This window comes from Chroococcidiopsis sp. CCNUC1 (assembly GCF_023546805.1).
In the GTDB taxonomy this organism is placed as follows: domain Bacteria; phylum Cyanobacteriota; class Cyanobacteriia; order Cyanobacteriales; family Chroococcidiopsidaceae; genus Chroococcidiopsis; species Chroococcidiopsis thermalis.
Map to the genome: position 1 here is coordinate 5482273 of NZ_CP097480.1, position 20203 is coordinate 5502475.

A 20203-nucleotide genomic window follows, 5' to 3' on the forward strand; every position below is an offset into this window, starting at 1 on the left:
AAATTCAAGTAGAGAAGCCCTTACAATTGTTTTTTAACGAGAGGCGATCGCCAAAAACCTCTCTATCTTCTAAACTTATTTCTTGATATATTTGTTGAGTAAACTTTTCAAGAATATAATCTGTAATCAATGGACTCTGGATAAACTTTCCTCCATTTTTATCGATTAAACAACGGCGGCAAAGAGAATTTAAAGTATTAACAAGCTGCTGTTTAGAGAGAATAGAAAGTAAATCGTCTTGAAGTTCTATTACCGTAACTGGTTCTCGCTCGATTGCCAGCCAATACATCACTTCCGTTTCTAAATCGGACAAGCGATTAAACTGAGAGTCTAGTAAATCTCGAATTCCATCAAGGATAAAAACTTCTGCTCTCCAGCATTGCAAAAACTGAGAAATATTACCGTCAAATAAACATTGAATAGCAGATGCAACTATTTTGAGGCTGAGCGGATTGCCACTGTAATAATCAACTAGTTGCCGCCATTCTTCAGGAGTTCCCCAGAAAGTATTAATCGTCTGATAAATAGCATTAATTTCAGTAACTTGTAGTCCAGTAAGTTGCAGCGATCGCACTGCAAGTTTTTCTCCTGAATAAGCGACAATTTCTTGAGGTGTTTCTCGGCTAGTGAGAATTAAGCAACTTTGATGAATTTCTGTACCCAAACGCTCGATTAACTCCCCATAACCTTCAAATCCTTCTCGACAACAGCCCAAGCGATCGTTGCTAGCCAGAATTGTTTCCCAACTATCTAAGATTAAAAGACAGCGTTGCTGGCGTAAATAAAAGAGTAAAAGTGAAATGCGATCGCTTAATTTTTCTGGAAGATAAAGCTCATGTCTTTGAGTCAGTACTTGAATTATGTCTGACAATAATTCAGACAGGGAAGGTGCGGATTGTAGCGATCGCCAAATCGTATAGTTACATTTATCCTGAATCTGAGCTATTAATTTAGCAGATAAAGCAGTTTTACCAATCCCACCCATTCCTACAATTGCTACCACACGACAGCGTGAACCTAAAATCCATTGTTCTAGTAAAGCTAATTCAGTACTGCGTCCGTAAAAAAGAGAAATATCAATTTCTAGTTCCAAGTTTTGGAAGTCGGGAGTCGTAGGGGCGGTTTTATCAAAAGATTCACGGCTTACGTCAATAGATTTTTGCTCAAAACCCGCCCGTACAGAGGAGTCAGGAGTCGAATAGGAAGTAGGATTTAATTGTGAATTGTATTTGGTTGGTGTAGTATTAATATCACTTGTAAATTGTGAATTGAATTGTCTGTCTGATTCTGTACGTGCAAAGCGGAAAGAATTACGTTTTAGTACGGCAACCAAATTATTTTTACTTACCTTTTCTCCCAAAACATTACTGAGAATTCGCCACAGTTGGGAGCCTGCATCTTTGAGATAACCAGCATCATAGCCAGAAGTTTTAGCAATTTCTGTGTAAGAATGTCCTATCAAAGACTGTTGCAACAAGATTTCCTGCACTTTGGATAAGTGTTTTTTTTCCAGAATTTGCTCGACAATCTTTAAGCCTAGTTCGACATCCATTATCAGTTATCAGTATCAGTTATCAATGACTAGTAGCTGGTAGCTAGCGGCTCAATGCTTTTATCTAGTCACTACTCGCTGCCTAATAACTAATCAGAATAACTACTAATATTTCTTTCAGCAGTAATTTTAATATTTTGTTAATTGACAAATAGTCAGCACAAATCCATTGTTGTACCCAGTCACAAAACGCTCGTGCCATTCCGACTTCTGACTTCTGACTTCGATATGACTTTTTCTGACTGACATACTTGATGACTTTTACCGACTGTCAAAGCCAGAGCTGAGAGTTTAAGGTTTATTTCATCGGTGCATAAAGGTTGCTGCTGCAAATTGAGCCAGTCGCAAGTTTAGGCGCTGGGTACTCCTTAACTGCCTAGTTAATTCTGGTGTGTGGACGAGCTTTCAATTGTGGTGTGTGAAAGCGTTTCTGAGTGAGCAAACGGTAGCAGGAGAAACCTCACGAGAAATATCAAATAACACAGCTAATTACTTTTTTAGTAGCAAGAGGACGATCGCGACAAACTGCGATCGCAATTTGTAGGTTAATACCTGCTGAAGACGTGCATCTTCTCCTCTAACTGCTGTAAGTCAGGCTGGCACGCAAACAATCAGGAAGTATAAGTCTAGGATAGGTATGAACTCTCCCACAATCATCAGATTTTGTCAAGTTGGCGCGATCGCCGGATCTTTGTGTATTGGTATGGTGAATTTTCCCACCCAAGCACAACCAAATCCCGTACAGCAACAAGCTTCGGTTTCTGGAGTCAAAACCCTACCGAGTCAGCAGATAATTTACGTTAACTCTGCAACAGGTATAGATGCTACCACAGCAGGTAAAGACCCCTCAATTCCGTTGCGTACTATTACTTTTGCTTTACGACAAGCACAACCGGGAACCCTAATTCAGTTAGCTGCTGGTACTTACTCGGCTCGCAGTGGTGAAGTATTTCCCCTAAAACTCAAATCGGGTATAACGCTCAAAGGCGATGTTGCGACTAACGGTCAGAACGTTGTGATTAATGGTGGCGGACGCTATCTCAGCCGCACATTTGCGCGTCAGAATGTTGCTGTCGTAGCCGAAAAAGATAGCACAATTATTGGTGTGACAATTGGTAACTCCAACTTACGCGGGACGGGATTGTGGATTGAATCAACTAATCCCACCGTACAGTACAGCACCTTCACCAACAACCATCGAGAAGGAATTTTTGTGACTGGGACTGCTACACCTAAAATTGCGGCAAATGTCTTTGTGAAAAACGGTGGTAACGGCATGTCTTTGGCTAACGAAGCTCAAGGAGAGATTCGCAACAACGTGTTTCAAGACACTGGTTTCGGACTAGCAATAGGTGGTACGGCTGCACCTGTAGTCGTGGAAAACAAAATTATTCACAACAGAGATGGAATTTTTGTTTCTCAGGAAGCGCGTCCGGTACTACGCAACAACGCGATCGAAAATAATCAAAGGGATGGAATTGCGATCGCGGCTTGTTCTCAAGCACAGATCGATTTAGCTGGTAGTAACACTTTCAGTAACAACGGTCAATATGACATTCACAACGGTGGTGCTAATCCAATAGTTTTGGTTGGTGGTACGGCAAAAACCGCTCGGGAAAAACCGCAAAATCATTGCTATTAGGTCATTGGTTGACGGTTGACGGTCACTAGCCACTAGCCACTAGCTTAAATACTGCATCAAGATTTTTTCAATTTGAGCAATGCCTATGGGTTTGCTGAAGTAGTCGTTGGCTCCAGCTGCTAAAAAGCGATCGCGTTCTCCTGCTTCTACCGAAGCGGTAAGAATAATCGCAGGTAATTTTTGCCACTCTGGTTGCTGGCGCAAACTGCAAAGCAAATCCATTCCTGACACACCGCCTGGTAGCTGTACGTCTAATAGCAGTAAATCTGGCTGGTAGAGATATAACATCCCCTGAAAGTTATGAGGGTGTTTGAGATGCTTGACTTGGTAGCCAACGATCTCAAAATAATCTTGCAATAGTAGGGCGCTGCGATCGTCGTCTTCTACAATGAGAATCCGTTTAGCGATTGGCGATCGACAGCCGTTAGCAGGACGGTTACAGGATAGCTTTGGTTCGGTTGGGGATAGGAGCGATCGCTCCTTGGCTGGCTCTTGACGTAGATCGTTTAGGTAAGCGTTTGGCAACCATAGGGTAAATTCACTGCCTTTACCTACAGTCGAGCGGACAGTGACATCGCCGCCGTGCAACCGCGCTAACTTACGGGTTAACGATAAACCCAATCCCGTGCCTTCATACTGTCGGTTTAATCGACTATCCAGCTGTTTGAACGGCTGAAATAATAGGTTTAGCTGCGATCGCTCAATGCCTATTCCCGTGTCTGCAACCTTAAAAGCAATTCCCTGGTTGACTTGTTCTACCCGTAGGGATACTTGCCCCTTGGGAGTAAATTTAATTGCATTAGCGAGTAAATTTAATAGCATCTGCTTGACACGGCGCTCGTCAGCAATGCAGCTATCGATTTGCGGATCGATTTCACTGAGTAATTGCAACTGCTTGGCAACGGCGCGATCGCGCACGACACTCAAACAGTAAGTGCATAAATCCCGAACATTTAGCCGCACCAGCGTGAGTTCTTCCCTACCTGCTTCAACTTTGCAGAGGTCGAGGACATCGTTAATTAAAGCTAGTAAGTGTTCGCCACTGCTGTGAATGCAACTCACGTATTCTTTTTGCTTAGCATTAAGACTACCAAATAACTCTTGCCCTAGCAGCTGCGATAGCCCTAAAACTCCATTCAAAGGCGTGCGTAGTTCGTGGCTCATAATTGCTAAAAATTCGCTTTTCGCCCGACTACCTGCTTCTGCTGCTTCCTTGCTATCGCGTAAATGATTTTCTATCTGTTTGTGAATGGTAATATCTTCTACTAAAGCAATGACAAACTGAGGTCGATTCGCACTATCTCTCACTAGTGAATGATTCAGGCGACACCACACCTGACAACCATCTTTACGAGTGTATCGTTTCTCGATCTCGTAGCGATCGCGTTGACCCATGACCAGTTCGTAAAAAAGTTTGACATCTGCGGCAATATCATCTGGATGAGTGTAGTCAGTAAAACTCATTTTTAACAGTTCTTCCCGACTGTAACCCAGAATATGACACAGGGCTGGATTGCTATCAATCTGCCCTCCTTTCAAGTCTGAAAGACCGATCCCAATACTGGAATGTTCAAAAATGGCACGGAATTGCAATTCGCTTTCTTGAAGCGCCACTTTTGTTTGCTGGCGCGCGATCGCACCACCAATGCTACCCGCTGCGGCGCTGAGGATTGCTCGTTCGGTTTCCGTCCACTGACGTTCTCGATGGCAGTCGTCAAAGCCGACGAAACCCCAAAATTGACCTTCGAGAAAGATCGGCACGACTAAAATGGAGATAATCTGTTGCCGATCTAAAACTTCGCGTTCGTGCGCCGGTAAATTTTTGACGAGTCCACCAATTGGTTTACCTGCAACTAAGTTGTCATACCATACAGGAGAGCAGGTCTGATAAGACAGACTTTGCAATTCTGGATTGTCGATTTGAGCGATGACGGTAGAACTAGTCCACTCAAAACGCTGACTCATTAACAGTTCGCCCGTGCTGGGATGAAGATGATTTTCAAATACGTAAACTCGATCGACATTGCAGGCTTGACCCAAAGTTTCCAAGGCTAGGTCGATCGCAGCAGAGAAATCTGTGGTGGTTAACAGGTGATTGTTAGCGGTGGCAACAGCCGCCAACAGGCGATCGCGTTCTTTGAGGGTAGATTCTGCCTGCAACCTTTCCGTGACATCTCGTCCAATTCCTACGTAGTAAACTGGTTCTCCCGAGCGATCGCGCAGGGGAAAAGCAAATAACTCTACTGTCACCAACCATCCTTGCCGACGGCGCAGAGTCACTTCTCCCCGATAATTATCACCATTTTGCAATTGAGTAGAAATCTCCGCCACCTGTGCTTTCGACGAGAAAATTTCGTCTTTTTTCTGTCCGTACAGTTCCTCATCTTCGTACCCTAGTAGAGTGCGGTGAGCGGTGTTTTGTTCGACAAAATTGCCTTGAGAGTCATAAATTGCGATCGCGTTATTAGAATTCGCCACAATTTCTTGGTAAAGGCTTAACTTTTCCTCGGCTTGCTTCAGCTGGGATTGAGTTTGTCGCCACTGAGTTTGCCACTGCTGGCGCTCGATTGCATAGCGCAATGCCCTCAGCAATCCCTGCGCCTCTACTTCTGCCTTGACTAAATATTCCTGCGCTCCTTGGGCTAATGCTGTTTGGGCATTTTCTGCTTCGTCTTCTCCTAAAACAACAATTGGCATGTGCGGGTAAGCTAACCGCAATTGTTTGAGTTTTTGCCCAGCTCGATCGAGTTCGAGTAGGACAACACTAGCTGATTCTGTTTTGAGCTCCGCTAAAGCTGCCTGCACCCGCTCTTGCCAAACGAGTTGTAACGGGGTTTGGACTGCCCGTAGCATTTCCCGAATTCTTCGCTCCAAACTAGGCTGCCCCACTAATAATATTTTCAGTGGAGCTGGGTTTACGTGCGTTACAAATTGTCGTTCAGGATTGCTCATTCAGCCCAAGAATTTTAGTAGTTTCGCAGTGAGGCAATTTTAGCTGCGATCGCCAACTCTACTTTTTATCGTGCCTCCGATCTAAATTTTTCTCAGTCGTGAAATTCTTAGTTATTTTTTCAGTCAGGTTCTTCAGCCAGTAGGTGTGTTAGTGACATTTTTCTGTATGTTTTCTTTAATTCTTTCATTAGAAAACAAATAGCTTTTTAGCGTCAAGAGGCGATATATAAGAGTTTTCCATCAACTATTCGGATGTAATACCAGAGATTGATTAATAGCAGTGCTATCTCAAGTAGAATTTGATTATAGTTAATAAATATTTGTGCTAATTGTATAATTTTTTGCTTAAAAGCTGAAGTTTAACGCTGAAGTTACAGGATTCAAGTTGAGATGTAGGAGCGACTGATGAAAAAGCAAGATCTCAGAATAGTCTCGCTGATTCCTAGTGCTACCGAGATTTTAGCAGCATTGGGTCTAACAGACGTGGTGGTCGGGCGATCGCACGAATGCGATTTTCCTCCAGAAATACTCAACCGTCCGGCTTGTACGCGGGCGCGAATTAACTCTAACGGTAGTAGCGCTGAGATTCATCAGGATGTCGATCGACTAATCCAATCAGCACTGAGCATCTACCAAATTGAAACCGACCTCTTAGAACAGTTACAGCCAACCCACATAGTCACTCAAGACCAGTGCGATGTTTGTGCCGTAAGTCTGGGTGAAGTAGAAAAAGCAGTTGCTAACCTAACGCATTCTCAACCGCAAATCATCTCTCTTCAACCCAACGTTTTAGCAGACGTGTGGGCAGATATAGAGCGTGTAGCTCAGACGCTCGGAGTCGATGCAAATAGATTAATTGAAAATATTCAGTCGCGGATTGAAGTTTGTCGGCAAAAGGTTCGCGGGCTATCGGTGTCGGAATTACCAACAGTCGTATGTATTGAGTGGATCGATCCTCTCATGGTAGCAAGTAACTGGATTCCCGAACTAGTGGCGATCGCCGGGGGTCAATCCTTATTTAGTGTTTCCGGTCAGGCATCCGCTCAAGTAAGATGGGAAAACCTGATAGCTGCCGATCCAAGTATTATTGTGGTCATGCCTTGCGGTCTTGACCTCAACCGTACCCAGGCAGAAATGTTGCCTTTAACGCAGCGCCCAGAATGGCAGCATCTACGAGCAGTTAGAAGTGGCAGAGTCTATGCTACTGACGGTAACGCTTATTTCAATCGTCCGGGTCCACGCTTAGTCGATTCCCTAGAAATTCTCGCCGAGATTCTTCATCCAGAAATATTTTCCTACGGTTATAAGGGAACTGCTTGGGAACAAGTTCAGTTACCAGTGACCAGTGACCAGTGACCAGTTATTAGTTGCCAGTTACAGACGCTGAAGCAGGCTACGACCGTGGGTATCCGTACCGCAGGTATTTAACAAGTGGTATTGTTGAGCCAGAGCGCGTACTTGTTGAGTTTCTTTCGGGCTAGGTCGCCAGGGATGGGGATTGTTGTAGGCATAATATGTTTCTACCCCATCAATTCCCAGTTGGTTAGCAGCAGCAATAAGATCGAAAGGCGATCGCTTGTAGCGAGCTGGGTGAGCTAACACTGCTAATCCCCCTGCTTCATGGATTGCACTAATAATGCTAGCAGCACAATATGCTTCTCCGGTTGCAGTACGTCTTTGGAGATAGGGCTGCATACGTGCGTGTTGGGGATCGAATGCATATGCCAGAATATGCACTTCTGTATCTAACAATCCGGCATTAATCTCAACTCCACTCCATAATTGAGGCACGCAGTCTTCTAAATCTGGATGATGCAATTGCCATTGGGCTAAATAACGCTGAGCAGCTCGATACCCACCTATAGTATGGTGGTCGGTAATTGCCAATCCTCGCAGCCCGATTGAAATTGCTTGCTCGATCGCTTCTTCCGGTTCTAACCTACCGTCAGAATATACCGTGTGCATGTGGAAGTTGAAAGTTAGCGGGCAACTTTCAGCATCAATTGTCTGAAAAACTCTCTGCAACTGCTGGCTCAATAAATTAAAAGTCTGGGCATAATAGACAGCCATAACCGCCTCAGAACGAATAGACGTTCGTTTAATTTCTCTAACATACTGCCCACTTATATCTGTGTATCACTCGTTACCTATTCCGCAATTGGAAGTTAATTTGGAGCGATCGCAGCGATCTGGGGGAAGACTTTCTTTTCAATATGTTAAGACTAACTTAGCAAAACAATACACTTAATGGCACGATTCGGCTGATGAGAATTTTCGATGAGTCAATTCAGCTATCAGTTACCAGTTATCAGTTATCAGGGAAGAAAGGGTGTGGGGTACAAACTAATGCGTGAATTCCGAATTCCGAATTCCGAATTCCGAATTTATTACACCCATGCTACGGCAGCTTCCCAGCCCTTACCTTGGCGGATAATTTCTGGTTCGTCTGTCGTCATGTCAATAATTGTCGAGACTTCATCTTCTGGCTCCGAGCCATCATCGACGATCGCGTCTACTATGTTGTCTAGGCGATCGAATAACTCGACTCGCGATAAGTTAGCTTCAGCCGGAGCAGAGCGCCCGTTGCCATTTTGAGGCAAGTGAGCTGAGGTAGAAATAATCGGATTACCCAAAGTATCTAATAAAGCAGCACAAATTTTATGATTTGGGACTCGAATGCCCGTCGTTTTGCGCTTGGGATTTTGGACTAATTTCGGTACGAGCTTGGTGGCGGGGAGCAGAAAAGTATAAGACCCTGGGATTAAATGCCTCATAATCCGGTAAGCAGGATCGCTGACGATCGCATAAGTTGCCACATTAGAGAGAGAAGGACACAAAAAAGTTAGCGGCTTATCATTTGATAGCTGTTTGATCTGGCGCACTCGCTCCACTGCCGATTTAGAATTAAGGTCGCAGCCGATCGCGTAGACAGTATCAGTCGGATACAGCATGACTGCACCATCGCGCAGCGCTGCGATAATTTCTTCCACGGTGCGAGTTTGAGGATTGTCGGGATGAATTGTGTAGACTGTAGCCATGATCGGGGAGTAGGGAGCAGGGAGCAGGGAGTAGGGGAACAGACAAGGGAGAAAAGGAAGACAAGGGGGAGAAGTCAAAATTCAAAATTTGTCTCTCGCCACTTACCGCGCACCACTTGCCACTTCTTCTCACGCACCACTCACCACTCACTACGCACCACTAACTTATGACAAAACTAGCTTACCTCGAATGTCCTACTGGCATTGCTGGTGATATGTGCTTAGGAGCGCTGGTAGATGCTGGCGTGCCGCTAGAATACTTACAAGAACAGCTTAAGGGTTTAGGAATCGAACGAGAATACCAACTAAGGGTTGAATCCGTTCACCGTAATGGGCAGTTAGCAACAAAATTTCATGTCGATTTACTAGGTAACGAGCATCACCACCACAACCATCATACCCATCATCACGGTCGTCATTTGCCCGAGATTGAAGATTTAATCCTCAAAGCTAATTTACCGATTCGTGCTGAAGCTTGGAGTTTAGCTGTTTTTCGTCAGCTAGCTGTTGCGGAAGGAGCAGTGCATGGTATTGCGCCAGAGAAAGTCCACTTTCACGAAGTTGGTGCGGTGGATGCCATTGTAGATATTGTCGGTACTTGCTTGGGTTTAGATTGGTTGGGGATAGATAAAATTTACTGTTCTGCCTTACCCACGGGAGGCGGTACAATTAAAGCTGCCCACGGACTAATGGCGGTTCCCGTACCAGCGGTATTGAAGTTGTGGGAAATGCGGGCTTGTCCAGTTTATAGCAATGGTATCCAAAAGGAATTAGTTACGCCTACGGGAGCCGCGATCGCCACCACTTTAGCTACAGATTTTGGCTCTCCACCCACCATGACGATACAGCGGATCGGACAGGGTGCGGGTTCCATTAATCTACCGATTCCTAATATTCTGCGCTTGTGGCTGGGTGTGGAGACGTTGCATGATGCGCCCCTACAAGGATCGAATACTAGCCCCTTTCTAGAGGCGATCGCGGTACTGGAAACCCAGATCGACGATCTTAACCCCCAGGCGATCGGCTACGTCTTGGAGGCGCTGCTAGCGGCTGGAGCGTTGGATGTTTTTACGCAGTCAATTGGGATGAAAAAATCTCGCCCTGGCATTTTGCTCACTGTAATTTGCTACCCTGACAAGGTGACCGATCTTGAGGCGATCGTCTTTCGAGAAACTACAACTTTAGGTATTCGCCACTATACTCAACAACGGCTGGCTTTACAGCGCGAAATCCAATCTGTAACAACCGACCACGGTACGGTGCGAGTTAAAATTGCTTGGACTGGTACAGCCACAGAGCGTCAAATTACTAACGTCCAGCCAGAATACGAAGATTGCTGGCAAATTGCTCGACGGCACGATCTCCCTTGGCGAGAAGTTCATCGATTAGCGCTGCAAGCTTGGTACGAACAGAATTCGGAATGAAAATATTTCAGAAATTTGTGCTGAGCGAATTCAGCTAAACTTAAACATACCATTTGGTATGGTATTGTATGAATATCTCAGCAAAGAAGGAGAATGTCATGAACTGGTTTCTTTTTGCTGCTGCCGTTATCTCGCTAATTACTTTCCTCGCTCATCTTTTTTGGGGTGGACGTGAGGTGGTAATACCATTACTTGATGCCTCAGATCTCCAAGAAATACCCAAGCTGACAATGTACTACTGCTGGCACATTGTGACGATCGCGCTGTTGTTTTTGACCTGTACGTATGCCTGGGCTGCACTGTTGCCAACTAATATTCCTTTAGCTCTAGCTGCAACCAGTATTCCAGCTGCTTGTGCGTTGCTTAATGTGGGATTAATAACTCTACGCAGGCTAAAACCGCTTGATTACCCGCAGTGGGTATTCTTCATCCCCATTACTCTACTAGGATTTTTAGGTTTGTTCTCAACATGACCACGGCTGAACGATTGACCCGCAAAGACTGGCTCGATACTGGCTTGCAACTATTGGGTTCTGAGGGGGAAAAAGCTTTAACCATCGAACGCCTTTGTCAAGTGACCTGTCGGACAAAGGGTTCCTTTTACCACCACTTCAAGAATCACGACGAATTTATTAACGCACTACTTGAGTATTGGCAGTCCGAATATACAAACCGGATTATCACAACCGTCGAGCAACTTGACAATCTGAGCGATCGCCGTCGAGAACTCGACCGTCTAGCAGCAGGAATAGACAGACATATTGAGCGAGCAATTAGAAATTGGTCGGGAGTCGATCGACGAGTGCAACTCGTCCTCAAGCAGGTTGACGAGCAGAGAATCCAATACTTAGTCGGCTTAATTAGTGAGATGGGACAAATTGACGAAAAAATTGCACTTGAACTTGCGATTGTTGAGTATTCTACTTTTGTCGGACTTCAGCAATTATTTCCAAATGCCGATTCTCACTGGCTAGAACAAATTTTTAATCGTTTCAACCAAATGGCTTCTGCTTACTGTGTGGCTCTTCATAGAAAAGAACTTGAGTAAATTAGTCAAGTCACTGAGTTTGTTTTTAGCAAAAAATAGGGTGAGCATAGACTCACCCTCAGCAACAGAACTTATTCAAGAAAATTAGTCAACTGCATCTCTAGCAGCTTGTCCGGCGCGGTCTAAGCTACGTTGAGTGTTTTGAGCTGCCTCGTCAGCTTTGCGTTGAGCGCTCTTGCCTAAATCTCTAGCTGTATCTTTGGCATCTTCAGCAGCACGGCTGACATTTCTGTCTGCTCCTCGTAGGGCATCAGAGGTGTTGTCTTTGATATTTTCCGTACCGCGCTTCGCGCCTTTGGCTAGGTCTTCAGCAGTACCTTTGATCTTGTCTTGGAGACTCTCGGTATTTCGGTTAACATTCTTACCGAAATCTTCTGCGTTCTCACCTTTTTTACCTAGAATTCGCTTGGTGTTTTCGCCAACATCACTTGTTTGGTCGATGACGTTGCGCTCGGCATTTTCGATTAAGGCATTAGCCTTTTTGTTAGCTGCCTTCTCTAAATCTCTGGCTCTGGGATCGACATCGCTAAATTCATTCATTGTCGGTCCTCCCTCAAACTTATTCACCACGCCGGAATCGGGAGAAGTTGCCGTACCACCTGGAACTTCTGGTCTAGGATTCTTCTGTCCTGGGACGGCTAATTTCCCAGCAGGGACATTCTGTCTTCTTCCAGTCACAACTCCTGCATCAGGACTCTTTGCTTGTACAGCACTAGAGCAAGCAGTGCTAACGAAGAGTAAAATTCCTGCCATACAGGTGACTAAAATTCGTCCCAGATGGACTTTTTTCACAGCAGTTACGATCCTGTTCATGTTAATACTCCCTTTAATTGGATAGAGTTATTTGTGAGAGCAAGATGTTTTTTGTTCTTGTTTCGCCACAAAATTTTGCTACTCGATTGGAACCTATTGACCTAAAGCAGGATTGCTTTGAGCTTCTGGTCTTCTGCTACCTTCTGCTGCTTTTTCTTGAGTAAACTCCGATGCCTCTCTAAAAGCTTCTTGCACCTTTTCTAAACGGTTACCGAGCCGCTCTCCTAAATCTTCATTTCTTTGGTTCAACCCGCCTGCTTCGGGTTGTTTAAAGTCTTTCGCTGTTTTGATTGGTAATTCAGTTTCTTTTGCTGCTCTACCGGCTGGGGTTTCTGCTCCAGGGTAAAGAAGTCCTTCGCTGTTAGCTGCTACAAGCAGAGAATATCCATCTAAACTAGCGCGATTGGTTGGCGATTTATCGGGTGTCTCTTTAACTGTGGGATCGGTAGTATATTTATCTACGTTGTTGTAGTTAACCCCAGGATTTTTGTGAGGATTGTTATTGCCACCCGCTTGTACAGCAGGGTTATTAGGATTTGCACCTTGGGCTGTCGTTGCATTGCTACAAGCTGCGCTGAAGATCAGTAATACGCTGACTAGGCATACTGTCAGCACTTGGCGCAATCTTAGTTTTTTGAACAAAGTAGTTAACTTTTGCATAAAACCCTCCTATTTACTGAACCAGTCCGCCAAATGCCCTTGGTCTAAGTGCTGCAATAAACACTAGTACTGTTAATCTCAGCCGCGTGCTAAATTTCATGCTTTCAATTAGACTTACTTATATGTGTGTCAAGAGCATTTTGGCGTTATTGTATAAAGTGGCTCGAATTTGACCAACGATTGCTAATCTTAGGCATTTACGAACGATCGCTACCTCTAGCAAAGGGTGCATTTTGCAATCGCTATAGTTCAATTTGTTTCTAACTCAAGAGAGATTCACATTGGAAACTGAATGCAGCACATTTTGTCACGCCTGAAACCTTACTTGCGCTGGATAATACTAGGCGGGACTTTATTTTTCTTAATAACAGCTTTCAAAAACAATTGGCAAGAAGTAGCAGCAATTCGGATTGCTACTTTAGGATGGCTAACTTTAGCGATCGCTTTATGCGTGACTCTACTTGCCCATATCTGGTCTGGATGGGTCTGGACTTGGATATTAGAGGAATTCAACCAGACCGTCAATATTCCTCAATTCGTACGAGTGTATTTGCAAACAAATATTGCTAAATATTTACCAGGGAATGTCTGGCATTACTACGGTCGAATTTCTGCGGCAAAAACTGCTGGTATTCCTACCAGCATAGCAGCTTTAAGCGTATTGTTAGAACCTCTATTAATGGCGGCTGCCGCAATCCTGTTGGCTTTGCTAGGAATCCAATCGGCGATCGCTCTAACTCAAAGTTATATCCAATTGTTACTATTTTTTGTTTTGGCTGGGGTATTGTTAGCAATTCACCCTCATTTGCTAAACTTGGCGATGCGGCTGCTCAGTCGAATGAAATTTAAATCGACTACTACAAATACAAGCGATCGCGTTCTCTGTCAAATTAAACGCTATCCTTGGCGACCTTTATTGGGAGAATTGGGTTTCGTGGGATTGCGAGGAACGGGTTTTTTACTAACTTTACTAGCTATAATTCCGCTGTCAATAGAGCGTATTCCTTTATTATTTGCTGCTTTTAGTTTAGCTTGGGTACTGGGATTAGTAATTCCTGGTGCGCCTGGAGGTTTAGGAGTCTTTGAAGTCACGGCGATCGCTTTATTGCAAAACAGTTTTTCTGTTGGTGCAGTCATTAGCGCGATCGCTTTATATCGCTTTATTAGTATTACTGCTGAAGCTACTGGCGCGGGATTAGCTTGGTTAAATGAGAGATTGATAGTTAGTAATTGATAGTTGGTGGTTGGTTACCTGCAAATCATCAATGATGAATGACAGATAGTAGCAATTTTCAATCATTGGCGAATAATAGATATTTTTATAACTATGTGAATATTTGTTCGCCCTACAAATATCGATAAAAATCAGGTGAGCAATGCTCACCATACAAATGTTCTACAAATTTAATAAAATATCATTTAACTGATATTGTCATATTGTCTGCATAAATTGCAAAGATAATCGTGAAAATTTCAATAAAATTAGTCATCCAAACACAGCTTTCTGGAGACTTTTCATGATACATAATTAAGTCGGCAACACAAGCTTCTAAACGTATTCGTGCGGGTTGACAAATTAAGACAATCTTCAATAAGAGTATGACAACCGTGAGCGGATTACCTTGCGATATCAATGATTCTAGTAGTGGTGAAGGCTGTTTTCGCTTATCTGTTGTTAAATAGTCTATCAGTTTATTGCATGTTTTCAGCAACATTGTATCGGTTAGTAGCTGATCGTGCCAGGTTTCATATAACGAATCTAATTTATGCCATAAATTGAGTTTTAAGGTATCAGAAAACTCCTGACTTTCTCCATAGCAGAGTAGATAGTCTTTTAAACTTTGCTTAAACTTTTTGTAGTTCTGTCCTTGAGTTGTTTTGCTAAATACGTTAGCCATGTTTGCATAGCTGTAAGTATCGCGTTTAGCTACAATAAGCTTAATGACTCGGAGAATTTCATCTCCTACATCTGTCGGATTTTGAATTTGGCTGTCGATTCCAGCAGATTCAAACCGTGCCATATACATCGCCAAGTCAAACTTAAATCTACACCGTAGTTGTAATGCTCGATTTCTAGCTGCTTCTCGTTGTTCGATTGGGTTTCTTAAGTCGTTGTATTGAGTTGAGAGCAAGATTGGTGCATAGCGAGAATTCCAACGAGCGTGTTCTTGAAATTTAGCCTGAGCATACAATTCTAATTTTTGATAATCGTCGCTTTTAGCAAAAGCTTGCATCCAACCTCTTAAGCGATCGACCATTGGCGAAAGAGACTTTCGCTTAGTAATCGGATCGTTTAAAATTTCCAGTAGCTGTTGGATGTATTTAAATTTTCTTTTAGAAACCCAGTTATTGACGAGAATATAACACGACCGTTTGAGCGTATAATGAAATTCTTGGCGATCGTTGGCAAACACAATTTCATATATAGAGCGGATGACATTGGAGTTAATTGGGTCATCATCTTGAATAAATAAATGTCTGAATTCCTTCAAAACATTTTCAGGCGACCACTGCTTAATAATATCTAACAAGTAAGCATATATAGTTTCCTGTGCTTCTTCAAAGTTGCTTGTTTGCCGCGAGGTAAGATTGCTTGCAGTTTGTGCTTCGCTGGACGAACCAGTAGCATCGAAGATAGTAGGCTTAACCATACAATGCCTTTCCATGTAGGAAGCGATTTTGTTTGCGCTCGAATTAGGTGTTATATAGTATGAACTATAGTTTAAAAAGTTTTAGTACAGTAGAGTATTTCTGTGCAATTTTATCGTAAACATGTGGTAAACAAACATCCGTAAAATTACGGGTAGAGGGGTTCGAGAAAGGAAGATTTCTGAGTAATATTGCGGGATAGTTTATAGCTATTTCAATGGAAAAGTTGGCAGACAATTGCAATCGGAGCAAACACGTAAACATGTAATTAAAGCACAAAAACCTACGCTGTTAGCGTAGGTTTTTAAAGTATCTTATGGGGGCGGAGGGACTTGAACCCTCACGACCGTTTAAGGTCAACGGATTTTAAGTCCGTAGCGTCTGCCATTCCGCCACGCCCCCTTAGCTATTAGTGTGAGTTTTGACAGGGTTGTCTACCCCGCTTTACTATTCCAGCACTAAAGGGGAATTTATGCAACTAAAAAAAGAAAGTAGGTGTGGAGATAAGGGAGACAAGGGAGAGGGGGGAGATAAGGGAGAGGGGGGAGACAAGGGAGACAAGGGAGATAAGGGAGAGGGGGGAGACAAGGGAGACAAGGGAGATAAGGGAGACAAGGGAGATAAGGGAGAGGGGGGAGACAAGGGAGACAAGGGAAAATTCGTAAGTCGGAACAACTTACCACCTGCCACTCACCTCACCGATCGCTGATAACTGATAACTGAAGAGCGGTACAATATCTAAAAACAGGGAATACACCTTAGTTAACAAAGAACTCGCCTTAGGCGATCGCTCGTTCATTTATACCTACTTGGGAAAAAATTTATGATGGTAGCCCTACTGTACTTAGCTTTGGCAGGAGCATACTTGCTTGTCGTCCCAATTGCACTACTGCTCTACTTAAATCTCAGGTGGTATACGGCTACTTCCTTCGAGCGCGGTTTTATGTACTTTATGGTATTCTTTTTCTTCCCAGGTTTATTGGTTTTATCGCCCTTCCTCAACTTTCGACCCAAGCGCCGCCAAATTCAGACATAGGTAAAGAATTACATAGGAGTGGTTGACACAGTTGCAATGCGACGAATTGACGCGATAGGAGTGACTCTAGGAGTCTTTGCTGCTGGAGGCTTAGCATACGTTGCTTTAAAAGTTGCTGGCTTAAATAATCTAGAAGCTGGGATCTGGAGCCAGCTATTATTAGTAGGTGGTTTGATTGGATGGCTGCTAAGCTATATCTTTCGCGTGATGGGGAAGAAGATGACCTATCACCAGCAGCGAAGTGCCTATGAAGAAGCTTTCTGGCAAAAAAAGTTAGACGAACTCTCACCGGAAGAACTGGAAAAGCTGCAAGCCGAACTGGAAAAAGAAGAAAAGATTAATTCGTAACCCCTAATTTATGACTGCTATTTCCGAGTGTTTTAAGTCTTTGCGCGATCGCCATGAGTGTGCCTTGATCCCATTTATTACAGCAGGCGATCCTGACTTAGCAACGACCGCTGAGGCACTACGGGTTTTGGATGCGGCTGGTGCAGATATTATCGAATTGGGCGTTCCTTACTCCGATCCACTGGCTGATGGACCGACGATCCAAGCAGCAGCTACCCGCGCTTTGCAACGGGGAACAAAGTTAGAGCAAGTCTTGGAGGTAGTCGCGGCTGTCAAGTCAGATTTGCGATCGCCAATTGTTTTATTTACTTACTACAACCCGATTTTATACCGAGGGATCGAGCCGTTCTTTCAACAGATCTCTCAAGCCGGGGTCGCAGGGTTAGTCATACCAGATCTGCCTCTAGAAGAGGCGGAATACGTCTTGCAGGTGGCAACCCAATATGGGGTAGAAGTTATACTACTAGTGGCTCCTACCAGCTCGCCAGAACGAATTGAGGCGATCGCACGGCATTCCCAAGGATTTATTTATTTAGTGAGCGTGACTGGCGTAACTGGGATCAGAACTGGATTAGAAGCACGAGCGCAGGACTTGTTACAACAAATTCGGCAGATGAGCGATAAGCCAATCGGAATTGGCTTCGGCATTTCTCAGCCAGAACACGCAGCACAAGTAAAACAGTGGGGTGCAGATGCAGTCATTGTGGGTAGTGCCGTAGTGAAGCGTCTAGCTGAAGGGACACCAGAGCAAGGACTCGCTGCGATCGCCGAATTTTGCCGCAGTCTCAAAGCTGTTATTGCCAACAAATAATTTTGCCACCTGCTCCCTACTCCCTGCTCCCTTACCCCTGATAACTAATAACTGATAAAGAACGAAGTTGAACTCACCAGGCAAACTGATTGTATTTGAAGGTGTTGAAGGTAGTGGCAAGACAACACAAATTCAAGCCACACAATCCTGGCTTCAGGAGCTTTTCAGCTCTGCGATTCCTAAACGAGATGTCATTGTAACGAGGGAACCTGGGGGACTCAATTAGGGGCAGAACTGCGCTCCTTGCTGCTGGAATCTAGAGGTGAAGCACCCATACTCAGCACGACTGAATTGTTATTGTACGCCGCCGATCGCGCTCAGCATGTAGAAGAAACGCTCAAGGTGGCGATCGCTTCTGGCACAATTATTCTGTGCGATCGCTATACCGATTCCACGATTGCTTATCAAGGTTACGGTCGCGGTTTAGATTTAAATTTAATCCATCAACTCAACGCGATCGCAACTGCTGGTCTGGAAAGCGACTTAACAATTTGGTTAGATCTCGATGTAGAAGTCGGTTTATCCAGAACTAAAGGACGGGGAAGCAACGACCGCATCGAACAAGAGGCGATCGCCTTTCATCGTCGCGTTCAACAGGGATATTTAGAATTAGCTCGACAAGATCCGCACCGCGTTGTACGAGTTGATGCTAGTTTGAGTGAAAGCGAAGTTCGTCAACAGATTCAGACGATTTTGCGCCAAAACTTAGCTGAAATACTGCAACAATGAACTCAATACGGAGACACGGACAAGATCGTGCTGTTGTCATAGGAGGGAGCATTGCTGGTATGCTGGCTGCACGGGTACTAGCAGATTATTTTGCGACTGTCGCGATCGTCGATACAGATATGCTACCCAGCCAGCCTCAATCTAGAAAAGGCGTACCCCAATCAGTACAACCTCACGTTTTGTTTGCCAAAGGGTACAGAATATTAGAAGAACTTTTTCCGGGAATCGGTGCTGAACTCTCTACTGCTGGCGCACTATCAATTGATTGGTTGCGGGAGTTTCATCACTTTACCTACGGTAACTGGAGTGCCAACACGACATCTGCCTCAGAAATCATTTCCTGCACTTGCAGTCGTCCGCTGCTAGAGTGGGCAATTAGACGGCGTATTTTAGAGATACCTAATATTGAAATTATTGCCAAACATCGCGCAACGGGTTTGGTGCGCGATTCTCATGGCGATCGCGTTACAGGTATTCGCCTACGTCCCGTGAGTGAAGTCACAGAGAGCGAACTAGTCGCTACATTAATTGTCGATGCTAGCGGTCGTCGTTCCCAAGCACCACAATGGCTAGAAAGCGCGGGATTTACCCCACCAGATGAAACCGTCGTCAATCCATTTCTCGGTTATGCAACGCGCCGCTACCGCGCTCCGGTAGGATTTGATGCAGATTGGAAAATTATGTTAATATCCCAATCTCCACCAGAGAATACACGATTGGGATATTTAGCCAGAATCGAGGGAGGAGAATGGATTGCTACACTAGGCGGCTACAGCAAAGATTTTCCGCCATTGGACGATGAAGGCTTTTTAGCATTTGCCCGCAGTCTACCCAGTCAGAGATTTTACGAGGCGATCGCATCTGCCGAGCCTGTGTCACCTACCTACGCTCATCGTGCGACTGCTAACAGACTGTACCACTACGAAAAAATTAGGCTACCGCAAGGTTTTGTTGCTTTAGGCGATGCAGTTTGCGCCCTGTGTCCGATTTACGGGCAGGGGATGACAGTCAGCGCTATGGGAGCGATCGCATTACGCGACTGGATAAAGCAAGGATATGGCTCTCATGTAAATGCTTTAGATTTAGATACCTCAGACTTTCAAAAACGTCTAGCTAAAACGACTGCTTTAGCTTGGACTATAGCAACGACTCAAGACTTAGGCTTTCCCAAAACGGAGCAGCACCCAACTAACAATTCAAATAAATCATCGTCAGGCAAGCTAGGCAAGTTCATGCGTTGGTATAATCGGCAGTTGATGAAAGGTACGAGTTCTAGACCAGAACTACATGCCTTAGTGTTGGAGGTAGGGCAAATGCTCAAATCACCACTTAGCTTCTACCATCCCAAGATCGTCTGGCAGGTGTTGACAGTTATCAGTGACTAGTGACTGGTGGCTGGTGGCTAGATGCTTCCGATTTGCGACTTCTGTACGGGCAGGTTTTGACCCAAGATTTACTGCCTCAGTTGTCGAGCTATTTGCTAAAACTACCCTTACGACTT

General features: G+C 44.4%; 19 protein-coding genes, 1 tRNA gene and 1 pseudogene. 13 read left to right on the top strand and 8 right to left on the bottom strand.

Going from position 1 to position 20203, the window contains the following annotated elements; genetic code table 11:
• Nucleotides 1–4: 4 nt before the first annotated feature.
• Nucleotides 5–1552, bottom strand: coding sequence for an NB-ARC domain-containing protein (locus tag M5J74_RS25280; RefSeq protein ID WP_250013958.1), 1548 nt, complete (start codon nucleotides 1550–1552; stop codon nucleotides 5–7).
• Nucleotides 1553–2189: 637 nt separating this feature from the next.
• Between M5J74_RS25280 and M5J74_RS25285 the strand changes: the two genes are divergently transcribed.
• Nucleotides 2190–3194: a DUF1565 domain-containing protein gene (locus M5J74_RS25285; RefSeq protein WP_015156765.1), complete on the top strand. Its 1005-nt coding sequence runs from the start codon at nucleotides 2190–2192 to the stop codon at nucleotides 3192–3194.
• 39 nt (nucleotides 3195–3233) lie between these two features.
• Here M5J74_RS25285 and M5J74_RS25290 read toward each other — a convergent pair whose 3' ends face one another.
• A complete protein-coding gene (locus tag M5J74_RS25290) occupies nucleotides 3234–6146 on the bottom strand; it encodes a PAS domain S-box protein (RefSeq protein ID WP_250013974.1) in 2913 nt (970 codons plus the stop codon).
• Between the two features lie 405 nt (nucleotides 6147–6551).
• Here M5J74_RS25290 and M5J74_RS25295 point away from each other — a divergent pair, with 405 nt between their 5' ends.
• Entirely contained in the window at nucleotides 6552–7502 is a 951-nt protein-coding gene (locus M5J74_RS25295) for a cobalamin-binding protein (RefSeq protein WP_015156767.1), read from the top strand.
• An 18-nt stretch (nucleotides 7503–7520) separates the two neighbouring features.
• Here the strand turns inward: M5J74_RS25295 and M5J74_RS25300 are convergent, their stop codons facing one another.
• Together M5J74_RS25300 and M5J74_RS25305 are read right to left on the bottom strand one after the other, a co-directional pair.
• Nucleotides 7521–8216 carry a PHP domain-containing protein gene (locus tag M5J74_RS25300; protein WP_015156768.1) on the bottom strand — a complete coding sequence of 232 codons (696 nt, stop codon included), beginning with the start codon at nucleotides 8214–8216 and terminating at the stop codon, nucleotides 7521–7523.
• A 317-nt stretch (nucleotides 8217–8533) separates the two neighbouring features.
• Nucleotides 8534–9184 (bottom strand): L-threonylcarbamoyladenylate synthase, encoded by a 651-nt coding sequence (locus tag M5J74_RS25305; protein ID WP_106216797.1) that lies wholly within the window; start codon nucleotides 9182–9184, stop codon nucleotides 8534–8536.
• On the opposite strand from M5J74_RS25305, the gene M5J74_RS25310 reads away from it, so the two are divergent.
• The 4 genes from M5J74_RS25310 to M5J74_RS25325 all read left to right on the top strand — a co-directional run bounded on the left by M5J74_RS25310 (nucleotide 9161) and on the right by M5J74_RS25325 (nucleotide 11656).
• Nucleotides 9161–9355 (top strand): hypothetical protein, encoded by a 195-nt coding sequence (locus M5J74_RS25310; protein ID WP_250013977.1) that lies wholly within the window; start codon nucleotides 9161–9163, stop codon nucleotides 9353–9355. The two genes, M5J74_RS25305 and M5J74_RS25310, sit on opposite strands and share 24 nt — an antisense overlap.
• Nucleotides 9352–10608, top strand: a complete 1257-nt coding sequence (gene larC / locus M5J74_RS25315; RefSeq protein ID WP_106168198.1) for a nickel pincer cofactor biosynthesis protein LarC — start codon at nucleotides 9352–9354, stop codon at nucleotides 10606–10608. Before M5J74_RS25310 ends, larC begins: the two co-directional genes overlap by 4 nt.
• Before the next feature lie 98 nt (nucleotides 10609–10706).
• Nucleotides 10707–11081, top strand: coding sequence for a hypothetical protein (locus M5J74_RS25320; protein ID WP_015156771.1), 375 nt, complete (start codon nucleotides 10707–10709; stop codon nucleotides 11079–11081).
• Entirely contained in the window at nucleotides 11078–11656 is a 579-nt protein-coding gene (locus M5J74_RS25325; protein WP_106168197.1) for a TetR/AcrR family transcriptional regulator, read from the top strand. Before M5J74_RS25320 ends, M5J74_RS25325 begins: the two co-directional genes overlap by 4 nt.
• 84 nt (nucleotides 11657–11740) lie before the next feature.
• Here M5J74_RS25325 and M5J74_RS25330 read toward each other — a convergent pair whose 3' ends face one another.
• Nucleotides 11741–12469 carry an apolipoprotein A1/A4/E family protein gene (locus M5J74_RS25330; RefSeq protein WP_250013980.1) on the bottom strand — a complete coding sequence of 243 codons (729 nt, stop codon included), beginning with the start codon at nucleotides 12467–12469 and terminating at the stop codon, nucleotides 11741–11743.
• A gap of 93 nt (nucleotides 12470–12562) precedes the next feature.
• On the bottom strand, nucleotides 12563–13129 hold the full coding sequence (locus M5J74_RS25335; RefSeq protein WP_015156774.1) for a DUF6658 family protein: 567 nt from the start codon (nucleotides 13127–13129) through the stop codon (nucleotides 12563–12565).
• A gap of 292 nt (nucleotides 13130–13421) precedes the next feature.
• On the opposite strand from M5J74_RS25335, the gene M5J74_RS25340 reads away from it, so the two are divergent.
• Entirely contained in the window at nucleotides 13422–14363 is a 942-nt protein-coding gene (locus M5J74_RS25340) for a lysylphosphatidylglycerol synthase domain-containing protein (RefSeq protein WP_127022920.1), read from the top strand.
• Between the two features lie 181 nt (nucleotides 14364–14544).
• Here M5J74_RS25340 and M5J74_RS25345 read toward each other — a convergent pair whose 3' ends face one another.
• Together M5J74_RS25345 and M5J74_RS25350 are read right to left on the bottom strand one after the other, a co-directional pair.
• Entirely contained in the window at nucleotides 14545–15780 is a 1236-nt protein-coding gene (locus M5J74_RS25345; protein WP_015156776.1) for a hypothetical protein, read from the bottom strand.
• Nucleotides 15781–16095: 315 nt separating this feature from the next.
• A tRNA-Leu gene (locus M5J74_RS25350) sits at nucleotides 16096–16180 on the bottom strand.
• 70 nt (nucleotides 16181–16250) lie between these two features.
• On the opposite strand from M5J74_RS25350, the gene M5J74_RS25355 reads away from it, so the two are divergent.
• From M5J74_RS25355 to M5J74_RS25380, 6 genes and pseudogenes are all read left to right on the top strand, one after another.
• A complete protein-coding gene (locus M5J74_RS25355; RefSeq protein WP_250013983.1) occupies nucleotides 16251–16487 on the top strand; it encodes a hypothetical protein in 237 nt (78 codons plus the stop codon).
• A 114-nt stretch (nucleotides 16488–16601) separates the two neighbouring features.
• The gene (ndhL, locus tag M5J74_RS25360; RefSeq protein WP_015156778.1) at nucleotides 16602–16814 is read left to right on the top strand and encodes an NAD(P)H-quinone oxidoreductase subunit L; all 213 of its coding nucleotides are present in this window, start codon (nucleotides 16602–16604) and stop codon (nucleotides 16812–16814) included.
• A gap of 36 nt (nucleotides 16815–16850) precedes the next feature.
• A complete protein-coding gene (locus tag M5J74_RS25365) occupies nucleotides 16851–17162 on the top strand; it encodes a DUF3007 family protein (protein WP_371934085.1) in 312 nt (103 codons plus the stop codon).
• Nucleotides 17163–17172: 10 nt separating this feature from the next.
• On the top strand, nucleotides 17173–17973 hold the full coding sequence (gene trpA / locus M5J74_RS25370) for a tryptophan synthase subunit alpha (protein WP_106218922.1): 801 nt from the start codon (nucleotides 17173–17175) through the stop codon (nucleotides 17971–17973).
• Between the two features lie 67 nt (nucleotides 17974–18040).
• Nucleotides 18041–18702 (top strand): annotated as a pseudogene (tmk, locus tag M5J74_RS25375) (dTMP kinase).
• Entirely contained in the window at nucleotides 18699–20087 is a 1389-nt protein-coding gene (locus M5J74_RS25380; protein WP_250013988.1) for an NAD(P)/FAD-dependent oxidoreductase, read from the top strand. The pseudogene tmk and the gene M5J74_RS25380 overlap by 4 nt, the downstream one beginning before the upstream one ends.
• The last annotated feature ends 116 nt before the right edge of the window (nucleotides 20088–20203 follow it).